23 protein-coding genes are annotated in these 24,815 nt (G+C 64.3%); 13 read left to right on the top strand and 10 right to left on the bottom strand.

Annotation, left to right across the window (positions count from 1 at the left end; all coding sequences use genetic code 11):
- Positions 1 to 12: 12 nt before the first annotated feature.
- The 3 genes from AABA84_RS23280 to AABA84_RS23270 all read right to left on the bottom strand — a co-directional run bounded on the left by AABA84_RS23280 (position 13) and on the right by AABA84_RS23270 (position 4,957).
- Positions 13 to 576, bottom strand: coding sequence for an invasion associated locus B family protein (locus tag AABA84_RS23280; RefSeq protein WP_338313294.1), 564 nt, complete (start codon positions 574 to 576; stop codon positions 13 to 15).
- Between the two features lie 65 nt (positions 577 to 641).
- Positions 642 to 3,788 (bottom strand): multidrug efflux RND transporter permease subunit, encoded by a 3,147-nt coding sequence (locus tag AABA84_RS23275; protein WP_212246504.1) that lies wholly within the window; start codon positions 3,786 to 3,788, stop codon positions 642 to 644.
- A complete protein-coding gene (locus tag AABA84_RS23270; RefSeq protein ID WP_338313292.1) occupies positions 3,785 to 4,957 on the bottom strand; it encodes an efflux RND transporter periplasmic adaptor subunit in 1,173 nt (390 codons plus the stop codon). The genes AABA84_RS23275 and AABA84_RS23270 overlap by 4 nt, the downstream gene beginning before the upstream one ends.
- 377 nt (positions 4,958 to 5,334) lie before the next feature.
- On the opposite strand from AABA84_RS23270, the gene AABA84_RS23265 reads away from it, so the two are divergent.
- The 6 genes from AABA84_RS23265 (at position 5,335) to AABA84_RS23240 (ending at position 11,142) form a co-directional block, all read left to right on the top strand.
- Positions 5,335 to 5,574: a hypothetical protein gene (locus tag AABA84_RS23265; RefSeq protein WP_018319817.1), complete on the top strand. Its 240-nt coding sequence runs from the start codon at positions 5,335 to 5,337 to the stop codon at positions 5,572 to 5,574.
- Between the two features lie 224 nt (positions 5,575 to 5,798).
- Positions 5,799 to 8,198 carry a TonB-dependent receptor gene (locus AABA84_RS23260; protein WP_338313410.1) on the top strand — a complete coding sequence of 800 codons (2,400 nt, stop codon included), beginning with the start codon at positions 5,799 to 5,801 and terminating at the stop codon, positions 8,196 to 8,198.
- A 2-nt stretch (positions 8,199 to 8,200) separates the two neighbouring features.
- Positions 8,201 to 8,890, top strand: a complete 690-nt coding sequence (locus AABA84_RS23255; RefSeq protein ID WP_212246500.1) for a Fe2+-dependent dioxygenase — start codon at positions 8,201 to 8,203, stop codon at positions 8,888 to 8,890.
- Positions 8,887 to 9,861 (top strand): tonB-system energizer ExbB, encoded by a 975-nt coding sequence (gene exbB / locus AABA84_RS23250; protein WP_338313289.1) that lies wholly within the window; start codon positions 8,887 to 8,889, stop codon positions 9,859 to 9,861. Before AABA84_RS23255 ends, exbB begins: the two co-directional genes overlap by 4 nt.
- Positions 9,862 to 9,864: 3 nt before the next feature.
- On the top strand, positions 9,865 to 10,320 hold the full coding sequence (gene exbD, locus AABA84_RS23245) for a TonB system transport protein ExbD (RefSeq protein WP_212246496.1): 456 nt from the start codon (positions 9,865 to 9,867) through the stop codon (positions 10,318 to 10,320).
- Positions 10,321 to 10,329: 9 nt separating this feature from the next.
- On the top strand, positions 10,330 to 11,142 hold the full coding sequence (locus AABA84_RS23240) for an energy transducer TonB (protein WP_212246493.1): 813 nt from the start codon (positions 10,330 to 10,332) through the stop codon (positions 11,140 to 11,142).
- Here AABA84_RS23240 and AABA84_RS23235 read toward each other — a convergent pair.
- The 7 genes from AABA84_RS23235 to AABA84_RS23205 form a co-directional block, all read right to left on the bottom strand.
- On the bottom strand, positions 11,130 to 11,552 hold the full coding sequence (locus tag AABA84_RS23235) for a hypothetical protein (RefSeq protein WP_212246880.1): 423 nt from the start codon (positions 11,550 to 11,552) through the stop codon (positions 11,130 to 11,132). The genes AABA84_RS23240 and AABA84_RS23235 overlap by 13 nt on opposite strands.
- Positions 11,553 to 11,616: 64 nt before the next feature.
- Positions 11,617 to 12,291, bottom strand: coding sequence for a site-2 protease family protein (locus tag AABA84_RS23230; RefSeq protein ID WP_212246492.1), 675 nt, complete (start codon positions 12,289 to 12,291; stop codon positions 11,617 to 11,619).
- Positions 12,292 to 12,441: 150 nt separating this feature from the next.
- Positions 12,442 to 12,834 carry a GFA family protein gene (locus AABA84_RS23225; protein ID WP_028145167.1) on the bottom strand — a complete coding sequence of 131 codons (393 nt, stop codon included), beginning with the start codon at positions 12,832 to 12,834 and terminating at the stop codon, positions 12,442 to 12,444.
- Positions 12,835 to 12,841: 7 nt separating this feature from the next.
- Positions 12,842 to 13,588 carry an SDR family NAD(P)-dependent oxidoreductase gene (locus AABA84_RS23220; RefSeq protein ID WP_338307060.1) on the bottom strand — a complete coding sequence of 249 codons (747 nt, stop codon included), beginning with the start codon at positions 13,586 to 13,588 and terminating at the stop codon, positions 12,842 to 12,844.
- A gap of 17 nt (positions 13,589 to 13,605) precedes the next feature.
- On the bottom strand, positions 13,606 to 14,337 hold the full coding sequence (locus AABA84_RS23215; RefSeq protein ID WP_338313287.1) for an SDR family oxidoreductase: 732 nt from the start codon (positions 14,335 to 14,337) through the stop codon (positions 13,606 to 13,608).
- Positions 14,338 to 14,452: 115 nt separating this feature from the next.
- Positions 14,453 to 16,282, bottom strand: coding sequence for an IlvD/Edd family dehydratase (locus AABA84_RS23210; RefSeq protein ID WP_338313285.1), 1,830 nt, complete (start codon positions 16,280 to 16,282; stop codon positions 14,453 to 14,455).
- A gap of 136 nt (positions 16,283 to 16,418) precedes the next feature.
- Positions 16,419 to 17,519 carry a LacI family DNA-binding transcriptional regulator gene (locus tag AABA84_RS23205; RefSeq protein ID WP_212246488.1) on the bottom strand — a complete coding sequence of 367 codons (1,101 nt, stop codon included), beginning with the start codon at positions 17,517 to 17,519 and terminating at the stop codon, positions 16,419 to 16,421.
- Positions 17,520 to 17,721: 202 nt separating this feature from the next.
- On the opposite strand from AABA84_RS23205, the gene AABA84_RS23200 reads away from it, so the two are divergent.
- From AABA84_RS23200 to eda, 7 genes are all read left to right on the top strand, one after another.
- Entirely contained in the window at positions 17,722 to 18,789 is a 1,068-nt protein-coding gene (locus AABA84_RS23200) for an ABC transporter ATP-binding protein (protein ID WP_212246487.1), read from the top strand.
- Positions 18,790 to 18,836: 47 nt separating this feature from the next.
- Positions 18,837 to 20,156: an ABC transporter substrate-binding protein gene (locus AABA84_RS23195; protein ID WP_212246485.1), complete on the top strand. Its 1,320-nt coding sequence runs from the start codon at positions 18,837 to 18,839 to the stop codon at positions 20,154 to 20,156.
- A gap of 100 nt (positions 20,157 to 20,256) precedes the next feature.
- On the top strand, positions 20,257 to 21,174 hold the full coding sequence (locus AABA84_RS23190) for a carbohydrate ABC transporter permease (RefSeq protein WP_080670311.1): 918 nt from the start codon (positions 20,257 to 20,259) through the stop codon (positions 21,172 to 21,174).
- Positions 21,167 to 22,090, top strand: coding sequence for a carbohydrate ABC transporter permease (locus AABA84_RS23185; protein ID WP_338307055.1), 924 nt, complete (start codon positions 21,167 to 21,169; stop codon positions 22,088 to 22,090). Before AABA84_RS23190 ends, AABA84_RS23185 begins: the two co-directional genes overlap by 8 nt.
- 67 nt (positions 22,091 to 22,157) lie before the next feature.
- A complete protein-coding gene (denD, locus tag AABA84_RS23180) occupies positions 22,158 to 23,144 on the top strand; it encodes a D-erythronate dehydrogenase (protein ID WP_338313283.1) in 987 nt (328 codons plus the stop codon).
- A gap of 24 nt (positions 23,145 to 23,168) precedes the next feature.
- Positions 23,169 to 24,137: a sugar kinase gene (locus AABA84_RS23175; RefSeq protein WP_338313282.1), complete on the top strand. Its 969-nt coding sequence runs from the start codon at positions 23,169 to 23,171 to the stop codon at positions 24,135 to 24,137.
- Between the two features lie 26 nt (positions 24,138 to 24,163).
- Positions 24,164 to 24,814, top strand: a complete 651-nt coding sequence (eda, locus tag AABA84_RS23170; RefSeq protein ID WP_338307050.1) for a bifunctional 4-hydroxy-2-oxoglutarate aldolase/2-dehydro-3-deoxy-phosphogluconate aldolase — start codon at positions 24,164 to 24,166, stop codon at positions 24,812 to 24,814.
- Position 24,815 lies beyond the last annotated feature (1 nt).

Genomic DNA, 24,815 nt, shown 5'->3' with positions numbered 1-24,815 from the left:
CGGGGAAGAGCGTTACTTGATCTTGTCGTAGGCCGCCGCGAAATCGCCCAGCGGCATCGGGATCGCGATCGTCTCCTTGGCCATGTTCTGGAAGGAGACCTTGAGCTGCTTGCCCGACCGCAAGGCGGCAAGCAGGTCGGGCGCGATCGGCGCCGAGGCGTAGCAGCCGCGGTTCTCGCAGGTCTGGATCTGCAAATCGACCGTCTTGCCCTCGTCGACCTGGAGCTTGGCGCCGATGGGAAGATTGAGGCCGAGCGGCAATTGCAGCAGCGCCACCGGGGTGCGGGTGTCGGGCGCGATGCGGATGTTGATCAGGACGATGGTCTGGCCGGTCTTGGTCAGCACCGCGTTCTGCTCCATAGCGCATTCGAGCGGCGCATCGCGGCTGGCGCTGGTGCAGCGCACGATCCAGCCGGGCTGTTGCGCCGGCGCGCCGTCAGCCTGTGGCTGCGTCGGAGCCGGCGCGGGCTGTGCCGCCGGAGCGGGGGCGTTCTTCTTGGCCTGTTGGGCATACGCGGCGCCCAAGGGCAACAGGACAGCTGCGGCGAGGGCGACAAGTCTGGATTGCATGAGCATGGCGAAACCGCGTTGGCGTGAACCGGGGCCTCGCTGTAGCGTCGGCGGAAGCGCCGTGCAAGCCGCTACTCGGCGGCTTCCTTAACGGTGCCGTGCTCGACCGTCTCGCCGCCTTCGCCGTCACCCGAACGGCCCCAGCCCGAGAACCAGTTGTTGAGCTCGTCGAGATAGAGATAGACCACCGGCGTGGTGAACAGCGTCAGCGCCTGGCTGACGATCAGGCCGCCGACCATGGCGTAGCCGAGCGGCTGGCGGATCTCGGCGCCGGTGCCGTGACCGAGCATCAGCGGCACGCCGCCGAGCAGCGCGGCCATCGTCGTCATCATGATCGGGCGGAAGCGGAGCAGGGCGGCCTGGCGGATCGATTCCGCCGGGGTCTTGTGCTCGTCGCGCTCGGCGGCGATGGCGAAGTCGACCATCATGATGCCGTTCTTCTTCACGATGCCGATCAGGAGAATGATTCCGATCAAGGCAATGAGGCTGAAGTCGAAGCCGGCCGCCATCAGGATCAGAAGCGCGCCGACGCCGGCCGAGGGCAGGGTCGACAGAATCGTGATCGGATGGATGTAGCTTTCGTAGAGGATGCCGAGGATCAGGTAGACCACGACGAGCGCGGCAAGGATCAGCAGCGGCACGGTGCCGAGCGATTGCTGGAACGCCTGCGCGGTGCCCTGGAAGCTCGAGTTCAGCGTCGGCGGCGCGCCGAGATCTGCCATCGCCTTCTGCACGGCTTCCGTCGCCTGGCCGAGCGCGACGCCCTGGCCGAGGTTGAAGCTGATGGTGATCGCCGGGAATTGGCCCTGGTGGCTGATCGAGAGCGGGCGGACCGGATCGGTGCTCCAGGTCGCGAACGTCGATAGCGGCACCTGGTCGCCCGTCAGCGGCGACTTCAGATAGAGCTTGTTCAGGCTGTCGAGATTGCCCTGCATCTCCGGCAGGATCTCCAGGATCACCTTGTAGGTGTTGAGCTGGGTGAAATACTGCGTGACCTGCCGCTGTCCGAAGGCGTCGTACAGCGTGTCGTCGATCAGCTGCGGCTGGATGCCGTAGCGCGCGGCGGTGTCGCGGTTGATCTTGAGCTGGACCGTGGTGCCCTGGGTCTGCTGGTCGGTCGCGACGTCGCGCAGCTCCGGCAGCGTCTGCATCTTGGCGAGGATTTTCGGCGCCCACTCGTTGAGCTCGGCGAGATCGGCATCCTGCAAGGTGAACTCGAACTGCGTGCGCGTCGGCCGGCCGCCGAGCCGCACGTCCTGGGCTGCCTGCATGTAGAGGCGGGCGCCGGACACCTTCTCGAGCTTGGGACGCAGCCGCGCGATGATCTGCTGCGCCGAGGCCTCGCGCTCGTTGCGCGGCTTCAGCGTGATGAACATGTTGCCGTTGTTGCCGGCGCGGCCGCTGCCGCCGATGTTCATCGCGATCGTGGCGACGTCGGGATCGTCCATCACGATCTTGCCGAGCTCGACCTGCCGCCGCTGCATCTCGGCGAAAGAGATGTCCTGGGAGGCTTCGGAGGTCGCGGTGATCAGGCCGACGTCCTGCTGCGGGAAGAAGCCTTTCGGGATCAGCACGAACAAATAGATCGACAGGCCTAGGGTGGCGAAGAAGATCGCGAGCGTGGTCCGGCGCCAGGCCAGGGCGTGATCGAGAATGTATTCGTAGCCGCGCAGCATCGCGTCGAAGGCGCGCTCGCTCCATTGGTAGAACTTGCCGTGGGTCACCTCGCCATGGGCGCGCAGGAAGCGGGAGGCCATCATCGGTGTCAGCGTCAGCGACACGAACATCGAGACGAAGATGGTCATTGCCAGCACGACGGCGAACTCGCGGAACAGGCGCCCGATGATGCCGCCCATCAGCAGCAGCGGGATCAGCACCGCGACCAGCGAGATGCTGATCGAGACGATCGTGAAGCCGATCTCCTTGGAGCCTCTGAAGGCGGCCGCCATCGGCGATTCGCCTTCCTCGATGTACCGCGTGATGTTCTCGAGCATCACGATGGCGTCGTCGACGACGAATCCGACCGCGATCGTGAGCGCCATCAGGGACAGATTGTCCAGTGAATAGCCGACGACCCACATCAGGGCGCAGGCGCCCAGCAGCGCCAGCGGAACCGTGATGGTGGGAATGACGGTGGCCCAGAAGCTGCGCAGGAAGATGAAAATGACCATGACCACGAGGGCGATGGTCAGCAGCAGCGTGAACTGGACGTCCTCGACCGCTGCGCGGATGGTCGTGGTACGATCGCTGATGAGCTCGATCTTGATGGCGGGCGGGATCGCCGCCACGAGGCGGGGCAGGGTGGCCTTGATCCGGTCGACGGTCTCGATGACGTTGGCGCCCGGCTGCTTGAAGATCACCAGGAACACGCCGCGCTTGCCGTTGGCCCAGGCCGCCTGCTTGGCGTCTTCAGCGCCGCTGACCGCCTGGCCGATGTCGCGGATCCGCAGGGGACCCCCATTGCGATAGGCGACGACGACGTCGTTCCAGTCCTTGGAATGGGTGAGCTGGTCGTTGGCGTAAATGGTGTAGGCGCGCTTCGGCCCGTCGATATTGCCCTTGGGGCTGTCGACGGTGGTAATCGCGATCTGGCTGCGCACGTCCTCCAGCGACAGGCCCTTGGCGACGAGTTTCGCCGGGTCGATCTGAATGCGGATGGACGGCTTCTGCTGACCGCCGATGAAGACCTGCGCGACGCCCGAGAGCTGGCTGATCTGCTGGGCGAGCTGGGCATCGACCGCGTCGCTGACGGTTGTCAGAGGCAACGTCTCCGATGTCGCCGACAGCAATAGGATCGGCGCGTCGGCCGGGTTGACCTTGCGGTACGTCGGCGGCGACGGCAGGTTCTTCGGCAACTGGCCGCTGGCGGCGTTGATGGCGCCCTGCACGTCATTGGCAGCGCCGTCGATGCTGCGGTTGAGATCGAACTGGATGGTGATCGACGCGGTGCCCAGATAGCTCGTCGAGGTCATCTGCGCGATGCCGGGAATCTGCGCGAACTGCCGCTCCAGCGGCTGTGCCACCGACGAAGCCATCGTCTCGGGGCTGCCGCCCGGCAAATTGGCGGTGATCTGGATGGTTGGGAAGTCGACCTGCGGCAGCGGTGCGACCGGAAGCAGGGGATAGGCGACGAGACCGACGAAGAGAATGCCGGCCATCAGCAGCGAGGTGCCGATGGGATACCGGATGAAAGGTGCCGAAATCCCGCCGCCGATCATTCCCGTCGTACCTTGTTCTGGGCCGGATCCGAGCTTGCCACCGCGGTCGACACGAGGCTGCCGGGCTGGACCTTGAACTGACCGCCGACAATCACCTGTTGCCCGGGGCTCAGCCCTTCTTCGATGACCGAATGTCCATCGATGGCGTAGCTGACCTTGATCTTGTGCACCTCGGCCTTGTTGTCCTGATTGACGGTGTAGGCGTAGAGGCCGTTGGTGGAATGCTGGACCGCGTCATCCGGAACCACGGTCGCATCCTTCAGCGTCCGTACCAGAAGCCGCGTCGAGACCGACTGGCCCGGCCACAGTGCGTGGTCCTTGTTGTCGAACACCGCCTTGAGCCGGATCGTGCCGCTGGTGGTGTCGACCTGGTTGTTGATGACCGCAAGCTTGCCTTCGGCCAGCGTCTTCTTGCCGTCGGTGGTGAACGCGATCACCTTGAGCGCGCCGGTCTTCTGACCTTCGCTGATATAGGGCAGCTGGTCTTCCGGCGCGGTGAAGATCACGGTGATCGGCTCGACCTGCGAGATCGTGACGATGCCCGTCTGCGTCGAGGCGTTGACGATGTTGCCGATGTCGACCTGGCGCAGGCCGGCGACGCCGGTGATCGGCGCCTTGACCTGGGTGTAGTCGAGCTGGGTCTGGGCGTTGGCGATCGCGGCTTCGTCGGCGGCGATCTGGGCGGTGAGCTGGGCGACGGTCGAGCGCTGGGTGTCGACGCGCTGTGCGGTGGCGAATTCGCCGAGCTTCATGGCGCGCTGAAGTTCGAGATTGGCGTTGGCCAGACTGGCCTCGTCCTGCGCCTTCTTGGCCTTGGCCTGGTCGAGCGTGGCTTGATAGGGACGGGGATCGATCGAGACCAGAAGCTCGCCCTGCTGGACGATCTGGCCTTCGCGGAAGGCGAGCTTGTCGATCTGACCATCCACGCGGGTGCGGACTTGTACGGTGTTGAACCCCTGAACCGTGCCGAGACCGGTCAGATAGACCGGGAAGTCGACCTTCTGGACCGGCGCAACGCTGACGGGGACGGCGGGCGGGCGGGGTGGACCCTTCTGGGCGGTCTGGGTTTTTCCGGCCTGGGAGGCGCCTAATTTCTGCCAACCATAGTAACCCGCGGAGGCCACGGCCGCGATGATCAGAATCCAGAGGATCGGCCGGGACTTTTTCATATCGTCTCGTGTCGGCTCTTGTGCCCTCAGCTACGAATTTTTGGGCAATCGTAGGGTTCCACAGCGTTTGTATAATACACGCCAAGTTCCAGTGTAAACAGCACTATCGGTTGAGAATCCTAAACAATTGGAAAGCTTTGCACTGTCCAGGCAGAGGTCTGGCGCGGGTGTGTGCAGTGCTGCATTTTCCCGGCAGATGCGTTGCGCGGGCAAACCTCGTGCAGCACTCCCAGACGGTGTGCTCGGGCCGAACGACGCCGGTGCCGAGCGCAGGTCGGTACCGGTGACAAGAACGGTTCTAAGTCGCGCGGGGGCCGTTTCGGTTGTCAGGAATTTCAGCATCGTCCATATCGGCGCCGCCACAATGGGAGCGCACGATGGACGAACTGAACGGCAAGCTGATCGCGTGCCAGATTCTGATCACGGGATTGATCGCGCGCGTCGCCAATGAGCAGCGCGATCCCTTGCGCTTCCTCACCGACTTCCGGGACGAGATCAAAGCCGTCGTGAACGGCGTCAACATCGCCGGCATGGACTCAACCGATCGCGTGCGCGCCGTCGCGCTGAAAACCGTCGACGAATTGTTTTCGCTGATGAAGCCGCCGAGCAGCGATTGATGCTGTGAGCGAAACTGCCGATTGCACGGCATGCGGCGCTGTTTCTTAGAACGAGTCCAATCTCAGTTTAGAACGATTTCAAACTCTAGTTTAGAATCGTTTTGATCTGGATTGATTCAAGGGTTCTTGCGAGCCGCTCGCATTGACCCGCTATTTTGCGGCCGATACCAACACTCATCGTTCGTCGAAGTGAATGAGCGAACAGGAAGATGGGGCGTTTGGTAATGGGGCAGGTGGTCGCACCGAAATCGTTGCGTTCGGTCGCAGCATTCGATCTGGTGGATGAAAAGTTCGCGGGCGTTTCTGGCAAGAAGGCGTCGGCAGTTGCGAGCTTGATCGCGGTGGCGTCGGTGTCGAGCGGCGCGCAGGCGCAGCAGTCGAACCTGCCGCCGGTGACGGTCGATGCTCCCGTCGAACGTCCGCGTCCAACCGCATCGAAGCCCTCGCCGGAGCAGGTCCGCGCCCGCAATGCGATTCGCCGCGCCGCGCAGCGCGAGCAGGCGGCTCAGCAGACGGCGCCGACCACACCGTCAGGCGCTCCCGACGGCAATCCCTATGCCGATCCGGCCGCGCCCTACAAGGTCGACCACGTCCAGGCCAGCGGCAAGTTTCCCGAGAAGATGCTGAACACGCCGAAGTCGATCACGGTGCTCAGCAAGGAAGTGCTCGAGGACAAGAACGCGACGACGCTGAAGGAGATCGGGCGCTCGACCGCGGGCGTGACGCTGGGCTCGGGCGAGGGCGGCAACGCGTTCGGCGACCGCTTCTTCATCCGCGGCTTCGACGCGCGCAACGACGTGTTCATCGACGGCATCCGCGATCCCGCCGTTTCCATCCGCGAGAACTTCTTCACCGAGCAGATCGAGATTCTGCGCGGGCCGGCATCCTCCTACGCGGGCCGCGGCACTGCCGGCGGCGCCATCAACATCGTCACCAAGCAGGCTGGCGACGTCAACTTCAAGCGCATGGACTCCGAGTTCGGCACCGACATGACCAAGCGCGTCACGCTCGACGTCAACCAGGTCATCGACCCGACTTTCTCGGTGCGCACCGGCGGCCTGTTCCAGGACGCCAACGTCGCCGGCCGCGACTATGTGACCGACAATCGTTGGGGCACCTTCATCTCGACCAAGTACACCCCGACGAGCGACATCAAGATTACCACGAACTACGTCCACACCGATCTCAGCGGTCTGCCGGATTTTGGCGTACCCTATTACAGGCAGGGCAATGTGCCGGTGACCTCGGCCGGCATTCCGCGCGGCAACTGGTACGGCTTCCTCAATCGCGACTTCCAGACGGCGCGGCAGGATTTCGGCACCGGCACGATCGAGTACAAGGTCAACGAGGCCATCACGCTGACCAGCAAGGTGCGCGGCGAACATTCGGTGCTCAACTATATCGGCACGCTGCCGCAGAACCCGATTACGACCAGCCCCAATCCGATGCTCTGGACCACGACGGCGAGCGCGCAGAGCCGCTACCAGAACGTGGACGTGTGGACCAATCAGAACGAGGCTACATTCAAGCTCGACACCGGCGGGGTCAAGCACACCGCGGTGTTCGGCGTCGAATATTCGAACGAGAACATCTCGATCGACCGCTACGCCGGCCTCGCGTCGGAACTGGCCGGAAGCCCCTTCACGAGCACCGGTGCCGTCACGGGGGTCAATCTCTACTCCCCGCAATACACCAACATTCCCTTCGGCATTCCGGGGCTGGTCGGAAATCCGACGCGCTACGGCGTCAACACCAGCAGCGTGTATGTCATGGACACTGCGAACTGGCAGGACACGATCATCCTCAACGGCGGTATCCGCTACGACGGCTACAGCCAGAGCGCGTCGACGAACTCGGCCTACCTCAAGCAGAACAACGATCTCGTCAATTACAACGTTGGCGCGGTCTACAAGCCGATGTCGATCGGCAGCGTCTATGCAGCCTACGCGACCTCCGCCAATCCGTTCGGCTCGGAGCTTGACGCGACCGGTACCGACTACGGCGGCGTTCCCGCCAACTCGACCATCCTGCTCGGACCCGAGCGCAACAAGGCAATCGAGGTCGGTACCAAATGGGAGCTTGCTGATCGCCATCTGCTGGTGACCGGCGCGCTGTTCCAGACCACCAAGGACAACGCGCGCGAGACGGTCAACGGCCTGCTTACCTCGGGCGCTGCCTACAGGATCCAGGGCATCGACATCGAGGCCGAGGGTAAGATCACCGATCGCTGGAGCATCTTCGGCGGCCTGGTGTTGATGCAGTCCAAGGTCACGCAGAGCGGCGTTGCCTCGAACATCGGCCTGCAGCTTGCCAATATCGCCCATCAGTCGTTCAGCATGCTGACCAAATACAAGTTCGACGACGGCTGGGAGCTCGGCGGGCAGGCGGTGTACCGCTCGAAGGTCTATGGCGGCACGTTCGCGGCCAACACCAACGAGCTGCCGAGCTATTGGCGCTTCGACGCGTTCGTCGAGAAGAAGATCGACAAGAACTGGACCATGAAGTTCTACGCCCAGAACCTCACCAACAAGCTCTATTACGACTCGTTCTATCGCAGCGCCGTGCCGTTCGTGGCGGTCGCGCCGGGCCGGGCCTTCTATATCGTCACGACGGCGAAGTTCTGATCATGTTGACGTGCCTGCCTGGCGTTCTCAGCAAGGATGATGTGGCGGATTTCCGCCGCATCATGGACGTCAGCGCATGGGAGGACGGCCGGTCGACCGCTGGTGCGCAGTCGGCCATGGTCAAGCGCAACGAGCAATTGCCGCCGGACAGCGAGGTCGCGCGCAAGCTCGGCAACCGCATCATCTCGGCGCTGACGTCGAACCCGCGCTTCATCGCGGCGGCGATACCGCTCCAGATCTTCCCGCCGCTGTTCAACCGCTATGCGGCGGATAGCGGCCACCATTTCGGCCTGCATGTCGACAATGCGATCCGTGGCGACCGTCTGACCGGCCTTCGCATCCGCACGGACCTCTCGGTCACGCTGTTCCTCGCCGAGCCGGAAGAGTATGACGGTGGCGAACTTGTGATCGAGGACACTTACGGCTCGCACGAAGTCAAGTTGCCAGCCGGCGACTGCGTGCTCTATCCCTCGACCAGCCTCCACCTCGTCACGCCGGTGACCAGGGGAACGCGGGTTGCGTCTTTCTTCTGGCTGCAGAGCATGATACGGGACGATCAAGCCCGGAGCATGATCTTCGACCTCGACACCGCGATTCAGGCGTTGGTGGACCGGCTCGGGCGTGACGATCCCGAAACGGTCAAATTGACGGGTATCTATCACAACCTCATCCGCTACTGGGCCGAAGTATGAAGACCATGACCTCTAGAGCAAGCCTTGCCGCCGCCGCGATGCTGGCGGCCGCCTGGCTCGCATCCCCCGTTTTGGCCCAGACACAACCCCCCTCGGCACCGGCGCAATCGGTGGCTCAGCCGGCCCCGGCCGGTCCGGCTCAGGCGGCGCCCGCGGCCACCACGCCTGCTGTCCCGGCGCCTTCGGCTTCGACAGCCACCCCGGTTGCTCCGACGGCGTCCCAGGCGGCCACCGTTTCGACCACCGCCAGGCCCGATGCGGCGGCCGGCATCGCGCCGGCGATGAAGGAATTGTCGCCCTGGGTGATGTTCATGTCGGCGGACGTCATCGTGAAGGCGGTGATGATCGGGCTCGCCTTCGCATCGCTGATGACCTGGACCGTCTTCATCGCCAAGTCGATTGAGCTGTCGGTCGCATCCTCCAAGCTTCGTTCGGCGCTGAAGAAGATCGCGGAGACGCGCTCGCTTGCCGAAGCGCAGATGGCGCTCGGAGCCAAGGAGGGCATCCTGCCGTCGTTCCTGGCGGCGGCCCTGCGCGAGGCGCGGATGTCGGCCGGCCTGTCCAGCGATTCCGGCATCAAGGAGCGCGCAGCCTCCAGCTTTTCCGAGATCGTGCGCGCCGAGGCGCGGCGGATCCGCATCGGCATGGGCGTGCTCGCGACCATCGGCTCGACCTCGCCCTTCGTCGGCCTGTTCGGCACGGTCTGGGGCATCATGAACAGCTTCATCGGCATCTCGAAGTCGCAGACCACGAACCTCGCCGTCGTCGCGCCCGGCATCGCCGAGGCGCTGCTCGCCACCGCGATCGGCCTCGTCGCCGCGATCCCGGCCGTCATCATCTACAACCACTTCTCGCGCGTGACGAAGGGCTATCTCGAGCTCGTCAGCCGCGCCTCGGGTGCCGCGGGGCGGCTGCTCTCGCGCGATCTCGACCGCAGCCACGGCAGCGTGCATTCGCGCGCAGCGGAGTGAGCCATGGGCGTTTCGCTCGCAGACAACGATGACGACGACGATTTCTCGGAAACGCATGACATCAACGTCACGCCGTTCATCGACGTCATCCTGGTGCTGCTCATCATCTTCATGGTCGCAGCTCCGCTCTCCACGGTCGACCTGCCGATCGATCTGCCGACCTCGAGCGCGACGCCGCAGAAGAAGCCGGACAAGCCGACCTATCTCAGCATCAAGCCCGATCTGACGCTTGCGATCGGAGAAAATCCGGTCCACCGGGCCGAGCTGATCGGGACGCTCGACGGACTGTCCGACATGAGCAAGGACAAGTACGTCTTCCTGCGCGCCGATCGTTCGGTGCCGTATGGGGAGTTGATGGGCGTCATGGAGCTCTTGCGCTCAGGCGGCTATACGCGGGTGAAACTGGTGGCGCTGGAAGGCGCGCCGGGGGCGCCTGCGGCAGGCGCCGCTCAGCCTTAGAGGCCCGCTATGTCGGACGAACTCAGACCATCTCGGAAGCTCTGGATCCTGGCGGCGGTGGCCGCGCTCGTGCTCCATCTGGGTGGTGCTGCGCTCGCGCTGGCTCATTTGCGTGCCGACGACGACGGCGACGGGCTCGGTGCAAACGGTGCGGAATTCGCCGTGGAGATGGCATCGCCCAAGGCGCCCGAAACCGATCTGCCGCCCGGACCTGACAGCGAAGCGATGCAGGAGCAGCAGGCGCTTCCCGAGCAGAAGGCCGAGACCAAGGAGACGGAGCTCCCCAAGGACCAGTCGCAGCAGGTCGAGGATCCCGACCGCGTCGTGACCGAGAACAACGCGAAGAAGCCGACGGAAGACGATCCGAAGATTCAGGCGGTCGAAACGCCGGCCGCCGAGGCCTCGCCGAAATCGGTTGCGACGGCGCGGCAGACGCTCGAGGAGGACGCGCGCGAGGCCGAGAAGGCGCTGGCGCCCGTCATCGGCATCGGCAAGGACATCCTGAAGCTGACCGCCGACTGGAACCGCAAGATCAGCGCGCATTTGTCGCTGCATAAGATCAATCCGGAAGGCAAGCAGCCCAATAACCAGAAGGTCAAGGTCAGCTTCGCGATCAACCGGAAGGGCAACGTGCTGTCGGTGGATGTCGTGGAGTCGTCCGGGGATGCAGCCTACGACGCGGCCGCGGTCTCGATCGTCCGCAAGTCAGATCCGATCCCGCTGCCGCCTGCCGCGTTGACCGAGGACCGGTTCGAGCGGACCGTCGATATCATCTTCACGCCGGCCGACGCGAAAAAGAAGAAGACGGCTCAGCGCCAGTAGAGCCGGATCCCGACATAGACGACGACGAGGCAGGCGAAGATCAGCGCCACCGGGAGCGGCCGTTTCTGGGTTCCAGCTGCCGCGCCAGCCCCGAAAAAGCTGGTCGTCTTCGGCTTCGGCGCCGGGCGGCGGAAAGCGGTAACATTGTCCGCCGCTGCTTCAGTCGGGCGAGGGCGGACGTCGGGCGGGTTTCCCGCGCCGCCCATCTCGGCATAATAGGCCTTGTAGATCGCGCCGATGGTCGCCTCGGTGGCCTCGCCCTCGCTCATCTGCGCCAGCAGGTTCTGGTAGCTCGCCAGGAATTCCTGGGCTCCCGAAGGCAATGCGGACGCCCCGTTGAGCTTGGCCATCATCTTCCAGGTGGCGAAATCGGCGCGGGCGCGGGTGTCCGCGCGTCGCGCGATCAGCATATCGGCAGCTTTGACCAAGTCGGCCTCTGGCCCTTCGGCTTAAAGTTCGGGTGTGGCTGTTCAACTACGCATTGCCGGTCAGGAAGAGAACAGCCTGAATCACATAACCGGTCAACGTTCGCAGTATTGCTGAAATAACATCAAGATTTAGACCGAACTGGGAACCTGCAAGAGGTAGCAGGATCAAGAGGCCGATCAGGATCAGCATCCCGAACGGCTCAAGCCGGGCCAAGGGCATGGCGAGGGCGCGAGGCAACAGCCCGACCGCGACGCGCCCGCCATCGAGCGGCGGGATCGGCATCATGTTGAACACCGCCAGAATGGCGTTGATGAGGAGGGCATTCTTGAGGTTATCGGCGACCCACTTTGCCGAACTGGCTGGCACCAGGGGGAGGGCATGGAAGGCGAAGGCCGCAGCCAGCGCCAGCACGATGTTGGTGGCGGGCCCGGCCAGCGCCACCCAGACCATGTCGAGCTTGGGGTTGTTCAGCTTGCGGAAGTTGACCGGCACCGGCTTGGCATAGCCAAACAGGAACGGCGAATGCGTAAACAGCAGCATCGCCGGCAGGATCACGGTGCCGAACGGGTCGATGTGGCGGAGCGGGTTGAAGCTGACGCGACCGAGCTGCGAGGCGGTGTCGTCCCCGAGCCGGTCCGCGACGAAAGCGTGCGCAGCCTCGTGGAAGGTGATGGCGAGTACGAGGGGAAGCACCCAGATGGAAAGGTCATAAATGTTCACGGCTCGTTGATCCCGGTTCGCTCGCGGCCTTGCAGCCGTTCCAGCCAAACCGGCGGTGCAGCAACGCTTCGGCCCAACATAGGGTGGCCGGTTCCGGAATGCCACGCTGCAATTGACCGCCCCGGTGCGTCGCCCCGTGCCATCGCACAATTACGCCGGAATCGTCCCCGGATATTGCACCAGGCCGTCGTCGAGCTTCAGCCAGGCGGGCTTTTCCGACACCCAGATGTGCTCGGTCGGCGCGAAGGCGTTGCGATCATCGAAGACGGAGAGGGACACGCCCGCGAGCGTGCCGTTACGGCGCCACGCGAACAGGCGCGTGCCGCAGCGCTTGCAGAACACGCGGTCGATCGCCTCGGACGACGCATAGCGCTCCGTCTCGCCTTCGACGCTCAGCGCGCGCTGGTCGAACTGCGCGCGGGCGAAGAAGGGCGAGCCCATCGCCTTCTGACACAGGCGGCAATGGCAGACGCGAACGTTGAGCGGCTCGCCTTCCGCCTTGAACCGCACCGCGCCGCACAGGCATCCACCTTCCCGGATCATGCTGTCCTCAATAGGTTGCGCGTCCGCCCGAGATGTCGAACACCGCGCCGGTGGAGAAGGCACAGTCTTCGGACGCGAGCCAGGCCACCATCGCGGCGAGCTCTTCGACCAGCACGAAGCGCCCCTTCGGGATCTTCGACAGCATGAAGTCGATGTGCTGCTGCGTCATCTGGTCGAAGATCGCGGTCTTGGCCGCGGCCGGCGTCACCGCATTGACGAGGATGTCATGCGCGGCGAGCTCCTTGCCGAGCGATTTCGTCAACGCGATCAGGCCGGCCTTGGAGGCCGAATAGTGCGCGGCGTTCGGGTTGCCTTCCTTGCCGGCGATCGAGGCGATGTTCACGATCCGCCCGTATTTCTGCTTGAGCATCGCGGGGACGATGGCCTTGCAGACGATGAAGGGACCGTCGAGGTTGATGCGCAGGACCTTCCGCCATTCCTCGAGGTCGGTCTCCCAGACCGGCTTGTTGACGCCGGCGATGCCGGCATTGTTGACGAGGATGTCGATCTTGCCGAACGCGGCGAGCGTCGCATCGCGCGCCTGCTCGACGGCCGCGGTGTCGGTGACGTCGACCTTGAAGACCTTGGTCTCGCCGCCAATCTCCTTGGCGGTCTTCTCGGCCAAGCCTGAGTCAAAATCCCAGATCGCGACCTTGGCGCCGGAGGCGGTGAGGCGCTCGGTGATGGCGCGGCCAAAGCCCTGCGCGCCACCGGTGACGATGGCGACGCGGCCGTTGAGATCGATCTTGTTCATGCCGGGTGCCCCTGGGGTCAGAGCATGTAGCCGCCGTCGACGACGAGGTCGACACCGGTGGTGAAGGCGCTCTCGTCGCTGCCGAGATAGACCGCCATGTTGGCAATCTCCTCGGCGGTGCCGAGCCGGCCCATCTTCTGGCGGGAGATGAACATCTCCTTGCCCTGCGGTCCCTGTGCGGCGGCGCGGTCGAGCATCGAGGGCGTCTCGACGGTGCCGGGGCAGATCGAGTTGCAGCGGATGCCCTTGGTGATGAAGTCGAGCGCGACCGCGCGCGACAGCAGCGACACCGCCGCCTTCGACGAGCTGTAGACATAGCGGTTCGCCGGCGGCCGCAGCGCTGCGCAGGAGGAGATGTTGACGATGCTGCCGCCGCCGCCCGCGATCATGTCGGGCAGGAAGGCCCTGATGGTCCGGTGCATCGACTTGACGTTGAGGTCGAACGAGAAATCAAAATCCTCTTCCGAGCATTCCAGGATGGTGCCGTGGTGCACGAAGCCCGCCGCGTTGAGCAGGATGTCGACCTTGCCGACGCGTTTTGCAAAAGCGTTGACGTCGGCGGTGTTGCGGACGTCGAGCTTGGCGACCTCGGCGATGCCTTCCTTGGTCAGGCCCGCGATGCCGGCTTCATTGATGTCGGTGGCGATGACGGTTGCGCCTTCACGCGCGAATGCGAGCGCGCAGGCGCGCCCGATGCCGGCGGCTGCCGCCGTGACGACGGCGCGTTTACCCTTGAGGCGGTTGGCCATTTTCTTGTTCTCCTCGATTTATTCAGTGCCGTAGCCGGATGAGCGCGCGAGCGCGATATCCGGGAAGCGTATGTCCCGGGTGTCGCTTCGCTCACCCGGGCTACGTGTGCCTAACTCAGTGATTATCCCGCGCGACGCCAAACGTGCCGGCGACGTTCTGGTAGCGCGTGGCGAGCTCCATGCAGGCGCCGGTCGATTGCTGGCCGACGGTGTTGCGATAGATCTCCTGCCACGGCGTCTGGTTTTCGGGATGCTTGAAGCCGCCATTGGCCTTCAGCTCGGCGTGACGCTTCTTCAGCTCCTCGTCCGAGATCAGGATGTTGGCGCTGCCCTTGTTGAGGTCGACGCGAACCTTGTCGCCGGTCTTCAGGATCGCGAGCCCGCCATTGGCGGCAGCTTCCGGCGAGGCGTTCAGGATCGAGGGCGAGCCCGAGGTGCCGGACTGGCGGCCGTCGCCGATGCAGGGCAGGGACAGGATGCCGCGTTTGATCAGTGCTGCCGGCGGCTGCATGTTCACGACCTCGGCGCCACCCGGGTAGCCAATCGGCCCGGTGCCGCGGATGAACAGCACGCAGCGCTCGTCGATGTCGAGCGAGGCGTCGTCGATCCGCGCGTGATAGTCCTCCGGACCCTCGAACACGATGGCGCGGCCCTCAAATGCGTTGAGGTCTTTCGGATTGCTGAGATAGCGGTCGCGGAATTCCTTGGAGATCACCGAGGTCTTCATGATCGCGGAATCGAACAGATTGCCCTTCAGCACCAGGAAGCCGGCGTCCTTCACCAGCGGCTTGTCGTAGGCCCAGATCACGTCGTTGTCGGGCTTCGGCGCGTCCTTGCAGTTCTCGCCGATGCCGCGGCCGTTGACGGTGACGGCGTCCTCATGGATGCGCTTGTGCTTCATCAACTCGCGCACCACGGCAGGCACGCCGCCGGCGCGGTGGAATTCCTCGCCGAGATAGAAGCCGGCCGGTTGCATGTTGACCAGGAGCGGCACGTCGTGGCCGACCTTCTGCCAGTCCTCGATGGTGAGCTCGACGCCGATGTGGCGGGCCAGCGCATTGATGTGGATCGGCGCGTTGGTCGAGCCGCCGATCGCCGAATTGATCACGATGCAGTTCTCGAACGCCTTGCGGGTCAGGATGTCCGAGGGCTTGAGGTCTTCCCAGACCATCTCGACGGCGCGTTTTCCCGTCTCGTAGGCGATCTGGCCGCGCTCGCGATAGGGCGCGGGGATCGCCGCGCAGCCGGGCAGCGAGAAGCCGAGCGCTTCGGCAAGACCGTTCATGGTCGAGGCGGTGCCCATGGTGTTGCAATGGCCGACCGAGGGCGCCGACGAGGCCACGATCTCCATGAACTCTTCATAGTCGATCTCGCCCGCGGCGAGGCGTTCGCGCGACTTCCAGACGATGGTGCCGGAGCCGGTGCGCTCGCCGGCATGCCAGCCGTTGAGCATCGGGCCGCCCGACAGCACGATCGCGGGCAGGTTCACGGTCGCCGCCGCCATCATGCAGGCCGGCGTCGTCTTGTCGCAGCCGGTGGTGAGCACGACGCCGTCGAGCGGATAGCCGTACAGGATCTCGACCAGGCCGAGATAGGCGAGGTTGCGGTCGAGCGCGGCGGTCGGGCGCTTGCCGGTCTCCTGGATCGGATGGGTCGGGAATTCCATCGCAATGCCGCCGGCCTCGCGGATGCCCTCGCGGACGCGATGGGCAAGCTCGATATGGTGGCGGTTGCAGGGAGAGAGGTCGTTGCCGGTCTGGGCGATGCCGATGATCGGCTTGCCGGACTGCAGCTCGGCGCGGGTGAGGCCGTAATTGAGATAGCGCTCCATGTAGAGCGCCGTCATGCCCGGATTATGCGGGTTGTTGAACCATTCCTGCGAGCGAAGGTGGCGGCGGGAGCCGTTGCCGGCGGGCGCGTGCCCATTGGTGGGTTTTTTTGTCATTGGTTTCTCCTGCAATGCAAACGCACTGGCGTCCGTCCAATTACATCAGTCCTGGGGTGTCGGCTTGTGCGATGCCCAACGGCGCGAATGACGGATCGCCGGCCCGCTGGCGGGTCGTTTCCTCACAAAGCCGATACTAGTCATGGCTACTTGGTAACGCTACCATTTTGTTCACCGCGCCCGCGCCTGGAACGGCTGGCCTGCTGTCGGAATGGCGCGGCGACGAGCTTTGCCGCTCGATCACCCTGAAGCCGAGATCGAGCACCGGCCGCTCCGGGCGCCGTCCGTCGATCGCCTCGATCAGCATGGTGGCGGCAGTTTTGCCCATCTCGTAGCGGTTGGTGCGCACGCTGGTGAGGGTGGGGACGGCGGAGGCCATGAATTCGAGGTCGTTGAAGCCGACGATCGCGATCTGCTCGGGGACGCTGATCTCCCGGCGCCGGCATTCGAACAGCACGCCGAGCGCGAGGTCGTCATTGGCGCAGAACACCGCATCGAGATTGGGCTCGCGCGCCAGGAGATCGGTGAACAGGGCGCCGCCCAGCGTCACCGAGGTCGGTGTCGCCGTGGTGACGACGAGGCGCTGCTCGAACAGTGCGGCATCCTTCATCGCCGAGACATATCCGTCCAGCCGCCGCTGTACCCGCGGATCCATGCGCGCCCCGACGAAGCCGATCCTGCGGCGCCCCTGTTCGAACAGGTGCGCAACCGCTGCGCGGGCTGCGTCATAGTGCGAAAAGCCGATCATCATGTCGACCGGATCGGGGCCGATCTCCATGATCTGCACGATCGGGCAGTCGGCGGCCTCCAGCATGGCGCGCGATTCCGGGGTCTGGTCGATGCCGGTCACGATCAGCCCGGCCGGCTTCTGCGCGAGAAACAGCCGCAGCAGCTTCTCTTCCTGGAGAATGCTGTAGCGCGTGTTGGACAACTGGATCGAGTAACGGCTGCCTTCGGACGCGTCGTAGATGCCGCGCAGCACGTCCGAGAAAACGTTGTTGGTGAGAGAAGGGATCAAGACACCGATGACCTCGGTGCGTTGCGAGGCGAGCGCGCGGGCCGCAAGGTTCGGCACATAGCCGAGCTCCTTGGCGGCGCTCTCGACCCGCGTCCGCTTGCCGATCGACAGGGCCTCCGGATTTCGGAAGAAGCGGGACGCCGTAATCGGGCTGACGCCGGCAAGCTCGGCGACTTCCGCCAGCCGGATCTTGCCTGACTTGGTGCGTTTTCGACCCATTTGCTGCTCTTAACACAGTCGGTCCCGCAAACAAAGGAACGTTGACAGCGCTACCAGCAACGACTAACCAAAGACAAATTGCCAAAACCGCACAAACTGCCGACAATGTTGCCTGCTAAGATCGGGCCGTGTTCGGTGAAGTCTGAAAAAACAAGACGGTCGCGGCGCTAGAGGCGCCGTGGACTTTCGAGGAGGGAGCTAGATGTCGTCTGTGCAAATCCGCGACGTGCGGAAATCGTTCGGCAATTTTGAAGTCCTGCACGGCGTGACTGTACCGATCGAGGACGGCCAATTCGTCGTTCTGGTCGGCCCCTCCGGCTGCGGCAAGTCGACGCTTCTGCGCATGCTCGCCGGTCTCGAGAACATCACCTCCGGTACGATCTCGATCGGCGACCGCGTCGTCAACAATGTCCAGCCCAAGGAGCGGGACATTGCGATGGTATTCCAGAACTACGCGCTCTATCCGCACATGACGGTCGCCGACAACATGGGCTTCTCGCTGAAGCTGCGGAATGCGGGCGCCGACGAGATCAACAAGCGCGTCAAGCGCGCCGCCGAGATCCTCGCGCTGGCGCCGCTGCTCGATCGCTATCCGCGCCAGCTCTCCGGCGGTCAGCGCCAGCGCGTCGCGATGGGCCGCGCCATCGTGCGCGATCCGCAGGTCTTCCTGTTCGACGAGCCCTTGTCCAACCTCGACGCCAAGCTGCGCGTCGCCATGCGCACCGAGATCAAGGAGCTGCACCAGCGGCTGAAGACGACGACCGTCTACGTCACCCACGACCAGATCGAGGCCATGACCATGGCCGACAAGATCGTCGTCATGCATGACGGCATCGTCGAGCAGATGGGCACGCCGCTCGAGCTCTATGACAAGCCCGACAACCAGTTCGTCGCCGGCTTCATCGGCTCGCCCGCGATGAACTTCCTGAAGGGGCATGTGCGCGTCAACGGCGTTGCGAGCTTCGAGGGCCCGAACGGCGTCAAGCTGCCGCTCAAGACCGCGCCCGCGGCGTCCGACGGCCGTCCCGCGGTCTACGGCGTGCGGCCCGAGCATTTCACCATTGCCGACGACGGCGCCGAAGCCGAGATCATCGTGGTCGAGCCGACCGGCTCGGAGACGCAAGTGTTCGCCAAGATCGGCGGCGAGCAGGTCGTCGCGGTCTTCCGCGAGCGCCACCAGTTCAACCCGGGCGACAAGATCCGGCTGAAGCCCGATCCGTCGCTGGTGCATCTGTTCGACGAGGCGACGGGAAAGCGCCTGAACGCGTAGCGTGAGTTTGAGTTAAGACAATAAAAAAGCATCACAGGGAGGACGACATGCAAGACTTTACCCGCCGGACTCTGCTTCAGGGCGGAACGGCACTGGCTGCGACCGGCATGCTCACCGGGCCGGCACTGTTCGATTTCGCCAAGGCCTGGGCGCAGAGCGCGCCCTGGAAGGCGGAGCCCGGTGCCAAGCTGACCGTGATGCGATGGAAGCGCTTCGTGCCGGCTGAGGACGACGCGTTCAACGCAATGGTCGCGGCGTTCAAGGCTGCCACCGGCACCGAGATGAACGTGTTCAGCGAATCCTTCGAGGACGTGCAGCCGAAGGCCTCGGTTGCGGCCAATACCGGCTCCGGACTCGATCTCGCCTGGGGCCTGCACACGCTGCCGCAGCTGTTCCCCACCAAAGTGCTGAAGATGAACGACGTCGCCGATTATCTCGGCAAGAAATACGGCGGCTGGACCGATGCGGCCGCCAAGACCTGCAAGCAAGGTGACGACTGGCTCGGCATTCCCGTCGCGACCAACGGCGGTTACATGACGTACCGCAAGTCGGCGCTCGACAAGGCGGGGTTCAAGGAATTCCCGAAGGACTTCCCCGGCTTCCTCGAGATGTGCAAGGCCCTGAAGGCGAACAACACGCCGGCCGGCTTCGCGCTCGGGCACGCCTCGGGCGACGGCAATTCGTGGCTGCACTGGGTGCTGTGGGGCCACGGCGCCTACACGGTCGACCAGAGCGACAAGATCATCATCAATTCGCCGGAGACGGCGAAGGCGCTGGAATATTGCAAGGCGCTGTACGAGAGCTTCATTCCGGGCACGGCGTCCTGGAACGATTCCTCCAACAACAAGGCGTTCCTCGCCGGCGAGCTCTATTGCACGGCGAACGGCATCTCGATCTACGTCGCCGCCAAGACCGATGCGAGCAAGAAGGAGCTCGCTGAGGACACCTATCACGCGCTCTGGCCGGTCGGTCCGGTCGGCAAGCCGACCGAGCTGCAGCTTGCGCTGCCGATCCTCGCCTTCAACTTCACCAAATATCCGAACGCGGCGAAGGCCTTCGTCGCCTTCATGCTGGAGAAGGAGAACTACGAGAAGTGGCTGGACGGCGCGCAGGGCTATCTGACGCAGACCTTGAACGGCTATGAATCGGCGCCGATCTGGAAGGCGGATCCCAAGAATGCCGTGTTCTCGCAGGCGTCCAAGCGCACTCTGCCGGCGGCCGGTATCGGCACGGTCGGCGAGAAGGCGGCAACCGCAATCGCCGACTTCATCGTCGTCGACATGTTCGCCAACTACTGCACCGGCACCAAGGATGCGAAGGGCGCGATGGCGGAAGCCGAGCGCCAGCTGAAGCGCATCTATCGCTGAAGGTCACGGAGCGGGCGGCAGTCGCGCCGCCCGCTCGTCAACATTTCGATCAGGGATATCGGGCATGGCTGATGTCGCAATTCCCCGGGCCAAGCCTCAGATGAGAGAGGACGGCGCCTGGACCCAGCTCAAACACAATCGCAACTGGCTCGGCTTCTGGTTCATGGTGCCGGCCATGGCGTTCCTGATCTTCTTCCTGGCCTATCCGCTGGGGCTCGGCATCTGGCTGTCCTTCACGGACACCCGCATCGGCAGGGTCGGGCACTTTGTCGCTACCGAGAACTATGAGTGGCTGTGGGACGACTCCATCTTCTGGCTGTCGGTGTTCAACACGCTGCTCTACACCTTCGTCGCCAGCGCCCTCAAATTCGCGATCGGGCTTTATCTCGCGCTGCTCCTGAACGAGAATATGCCGTTCAAGGCGATGTTGCGCGCGATGGTCCTGATCCCCTTCATCGTGCCGACGGTGCTCTCGGCACTGGCGTTCTGGTGGATCTTCGATTCGCAATTCTCCATCATCTCCTGGTCGCTGAGGCATCTCGGTCTGATCGACCAAAACATCAACTTCCTCGGCGACACGACCTGGGCGCGCATTTGCGTGATCTTTGCCAATATCTGGCGCGGCGTGCCGTTCGTGGCGATCACGCTGCTCGCGGGCCTGCAGACGGTGTCGCCCTCGCTCTATGAAGCCGCAACGCTCGACGGCGCCACGCGCTGGCAGAATTTCCGCTTCATCACCTATCCGCTGCTGACGCCGATCATCGCCGTCGTGATGACCTTCTCGGTGCTGTTCACCTTCACCGACTTCCAGCTGATCTGGGCGATGACCCGCGGCGGCCCCGTCAACGCCACCCATTTGATGGCGACGCTGTCCTATCAGCGCGCGATCATCGCCGGACAGCTCGGGGAGGGCGCGGCGATATCCAGTGCCATGATTCCGTTCCTGCTCGCTGCGATCATGGTGTCCTGGTTCGGCCTGCAGCGCCGGAAATGGCAACAGGGAGAGAACAATGACTGATCTTCCTGCCGCGAAAGTCGACCTCAAGGCCGTGATATCGTCGCCCGCGCGCGTCGATAACAGCGAGGGCATGAGCTATCTGCAGTCGGTGCCGCGCCGGCTCGTGACCCTGTACCTGCCGCTCACGATCATCGTCGTGGTCCTGCTGTTTCCGTTCTACTGGATGGCGCTGACCTCGGTGAAGCCGGACGACCAGCTGCTCGATCTCGACAGGTTCAACCCGTTCTGGACCTGGAATCCGACCTTCAAGCATTTCCACAAGCTGCTGTTCGAGAGCTACTATCCGCACTGGCTCTGGAACACGATGTATGTGGCGATCTGCGCCACGATACTCTCGATCATCGCTTCGGTGTTAGCTGCCTACGCCATCGTGCGCTTGCGCTACAAGGGCGCCAATCTCGTCGGCGGGCTGATCTTCCTCGCTTATCTGGTGCCGCCGTCGATCCTGTTCATCCCGCTCGCCACCGTCGTGTTCCAGTACGGCCTGTTCGACTCGCCGCTGGCGTTGATCCTGACCTATCCGACCATCCTGATCCCGTTCTCGACCTGGCTCTTGATGGGCTATTTCAAGACCATCCCGTTCGAGCTCGAGGAATGCGCGCTGATCGACGGGGCGAGCCGCTGGCAGATCCTGATCAAGATCGTCCTGCCCCTCGCAATCCCCGGACTGATCTCGGCCTTCATCTTCTGCTTCACGCTGTGCTGGAACGAGTTCATCTACGCGTTGACCTTTCTGCAATCGACCAGCAACAAGACGGTGCCGGTCGCGATCGTCAACGAGTTCGTGGACGGTGACATCTACCGCTGGGGTTCGCTGATGGCCGGAGCCCTGGCCGGCTCGCTGCCGCTCGTCATCCTTTACGCCTTCTTCGTGGAGCATTATGTGTCCGCGATGACCGGCGCCGTGAAGGAATAATCGCGGGCGCTGCCACGGGAGCGCGCCGGAAGCTGCGCGTTCCGGCCAATAAGAAGGAGTTAAGCTCTTGCACATTCTGGTTCTGGGCGCCGCCGGCATGGTCGGCCGCAAATTGTGTGAACGGCTGTTGCGTGACGGCCGGCTCGGCAAGAGCGACATCACCAAGCTGACCATGCATGACGTGGTCGAACCGAAGAAGCCGGAGAAGGCCGGTTTCCCGGTCGAGACGGTGTCGGGCGATTTCGCGGTCGCAGGCGCGGCCGAAAAGCTGATCGCCGGCCGCCCGGACGTGATCTTCCATCTCGCCGCGATCGTCTCGGGCGAAGCCGAACTCGATTTCGACAAGGGCTACCGCATCAATCTCGACGGCACGCGGATGCTGCTCGACGCTGTCAGGCTGGTCGGCGGCGGCTACAAGCCCCGCGTGGTGTTTACGTCCTCGATCGCGGTGTTCGGCGCGCCGTTCCCCGATGCGATCGGCGACGAGTTCTTCCACACCCCGCTGCTCAGCTACGGCACCCAGAAGGCGATCGGCGAGCTGTTGCTGGCCGACTATTCGCGCCGCGGTTTCCTCGACGGCATCGGCATCCGTCTGCCGACCATCTGCATCCGGCCGGGCCTGCCCAACAAGGCGGCATCGGGCTTCTTCTCCAACATCCTGCGCGAGCCGCTGGCCGGCAAGGAAGCGGTGCTGCCGGTGTCCGAGGACGTTCGCCACTGGCACGCGACGCCGCGCTCCGCGGTCGGCTTCCTGCTCCATGCCGGCACCATGGATCTCGCCACCGTCGGCCCGCGCCGCAATCTGACCATGCCGGGACTTTCGGCAACGGTCGGCGAGCAGATCGCAGCGTTGAAGCGGGTGGCGGGTGACAAGGTCGCCGCCCGCATCAAGCGCGAGCCCGATCCCTTCATCGTCGGCATCGTCGGCGGCTGGCCGCGCAATTTCAACCCGAAGCGGTCGCTCGAGCTCGGTTTCACCACCGCCGAGAAGACCTTCGACGACATCATCCGCATTCACATCGAAGACGAGCTCGGCGGCAATTTCGTCGCGTGATCTCCGGCAGAGCGGGCCCTGGTGATGGCGAGCGTTGCTTGCATCGGTGAATGCATGGTCGAGCTCAGGCAGGCGCAAGGCGGCGCGTCTGCCGGGCAGGGCGGCGGGCTGTACTCGCGCGGCTTTGGCGGCGACACCCTCAACACGGCGGTGTATCTGGCGCGGCTCGAGGTCAAGGTCGATTATCTCACCGCGCTCGGCGACGATGCCCTGAGCGATGAGATGATCGCCGCCTGGAACGCGGAGAACGTCGGCACAAGGCGCGTCGTGCGGCTGGCCGGCAAGCTGCCCGGCCTCTACATGATCCAGCTGGATGCCAAGGGCGAGCGCCAGTTCTTCCACTGGCGCGACAGCGCGGCGGCACGGCAGCTGATGAACCTGCCGGAGACCGATGAGCTGCTCAACTCGCTGATGAGCTACGACATCGTCTATCTCTCTGCGATCACGCTCTCGATCTACGATGCGCCCGGGCGCGAGCGCCTGTTCGCGGCGATCAAGCGCGCACGCCTGCTCGGCACCCGCTTCGTGTTCGACACCAATTTTCGCGCACGCGGCTGGCCCGATCGCGAGGTCGCGCGCGAGGTGTTTGCGGCGGCCTTCGCGGTCGCCGATATCGTGCTGACCTCGACCGAGGACCTGCTCGCGCTCTATCCCGGCGAGAGCAACGATCAGCTGATGGCGCGCATCCCGACGCCCGAGCTGGTGTTCCGCCTCGCCGAGCCGGTGAGCCTGCTGCGCTTCCCCGGGGCTACCCACGAGGTCCGCGCCGAACCGATGACCAACCCCGTCGTCGACACCACGGCGGCCGGCGACAGCTTTGCTGCGGCCTACATTGCGGCCCGGCTCGCCGGTTCCGAACCGGTCGAGGCCGCCCAGGCCGGGCATCGCCTCGCCAGCGTCGTGATCTGCTATGCCGGCGCCATCATTCCGGGCTATGCCATGCCGCCGAAGAAACGACACCGGCCGGCGACCTCCCGCCAGGCGACCAAGTAAAAGCGACCCAGTAAAGATCGAGACCTATGACCACCGCTGCCCAACAGAACCACCTTGCCGCGCTGTTCAAGGCAGCGACCGTCATTCCCGTGCTCACCATCGAGCGTATCCAGGATGCCGTGCCGCTGGCGCGTGCGCTGGTCGCCGGCGGTGTCCGCACGCTGGAGGTGACCATGCGCACCCCCGTTGCGATCGAGGCGGCGAGGGCGATGATGGCCGAAGTGCCCGAGGCAGTCGTCGGGATCGGCACGATCCTCAATCCGGCCGATTTCACCCGTGTCGAGAAGCTCGGCGTCGCCTTCGGCATCAGCCCGGGCCTGACCCCCGATCTCCTGAAGGCCGCCGCCCACAGCTCCCTGCCGTTCGCGCCGGGCATCGCCACGGCGTCCGAGCTGATGATGGCGCTGTCGTACGGCCTCGACGTCGCAAAATTCTTCCCGGCCGAGCAGGCCGGCGGCATCAAGGGCCTGCGCGCCCTCGGTGGGCCGTTCCCGAACGTGCGGTTCTGCCCGACCGGCGGCATCGGCGAGGCCAATGCGGCGAGCTGGCTCGCCGAGCCCAATGTGGTCGCGGTCGGTGGTTCCTGGCTGTGCCCGACGGCGGAGATCAGGGCCGGGAACTGGGCCGGCATAACTGCCATCTGCCAGCGCACCCTCAAGGCCCTGAAACCCGCGTGAA

Origin of the sequence: Bradyrhizobium sp. TM239, assembly GCF_036247985.1 — a bacterium.
Taxonomy (GTDB): Bacteria; Pseudomonadota; Alphaproteobacteria; order Rhizobiales; family Xanthobacteraceae; genus Bradyrhizobium; species Bradyrhizobium ottawaense.
This window is presented reverse-complemented; position numbering and strand designations above follow the sequence as displayed.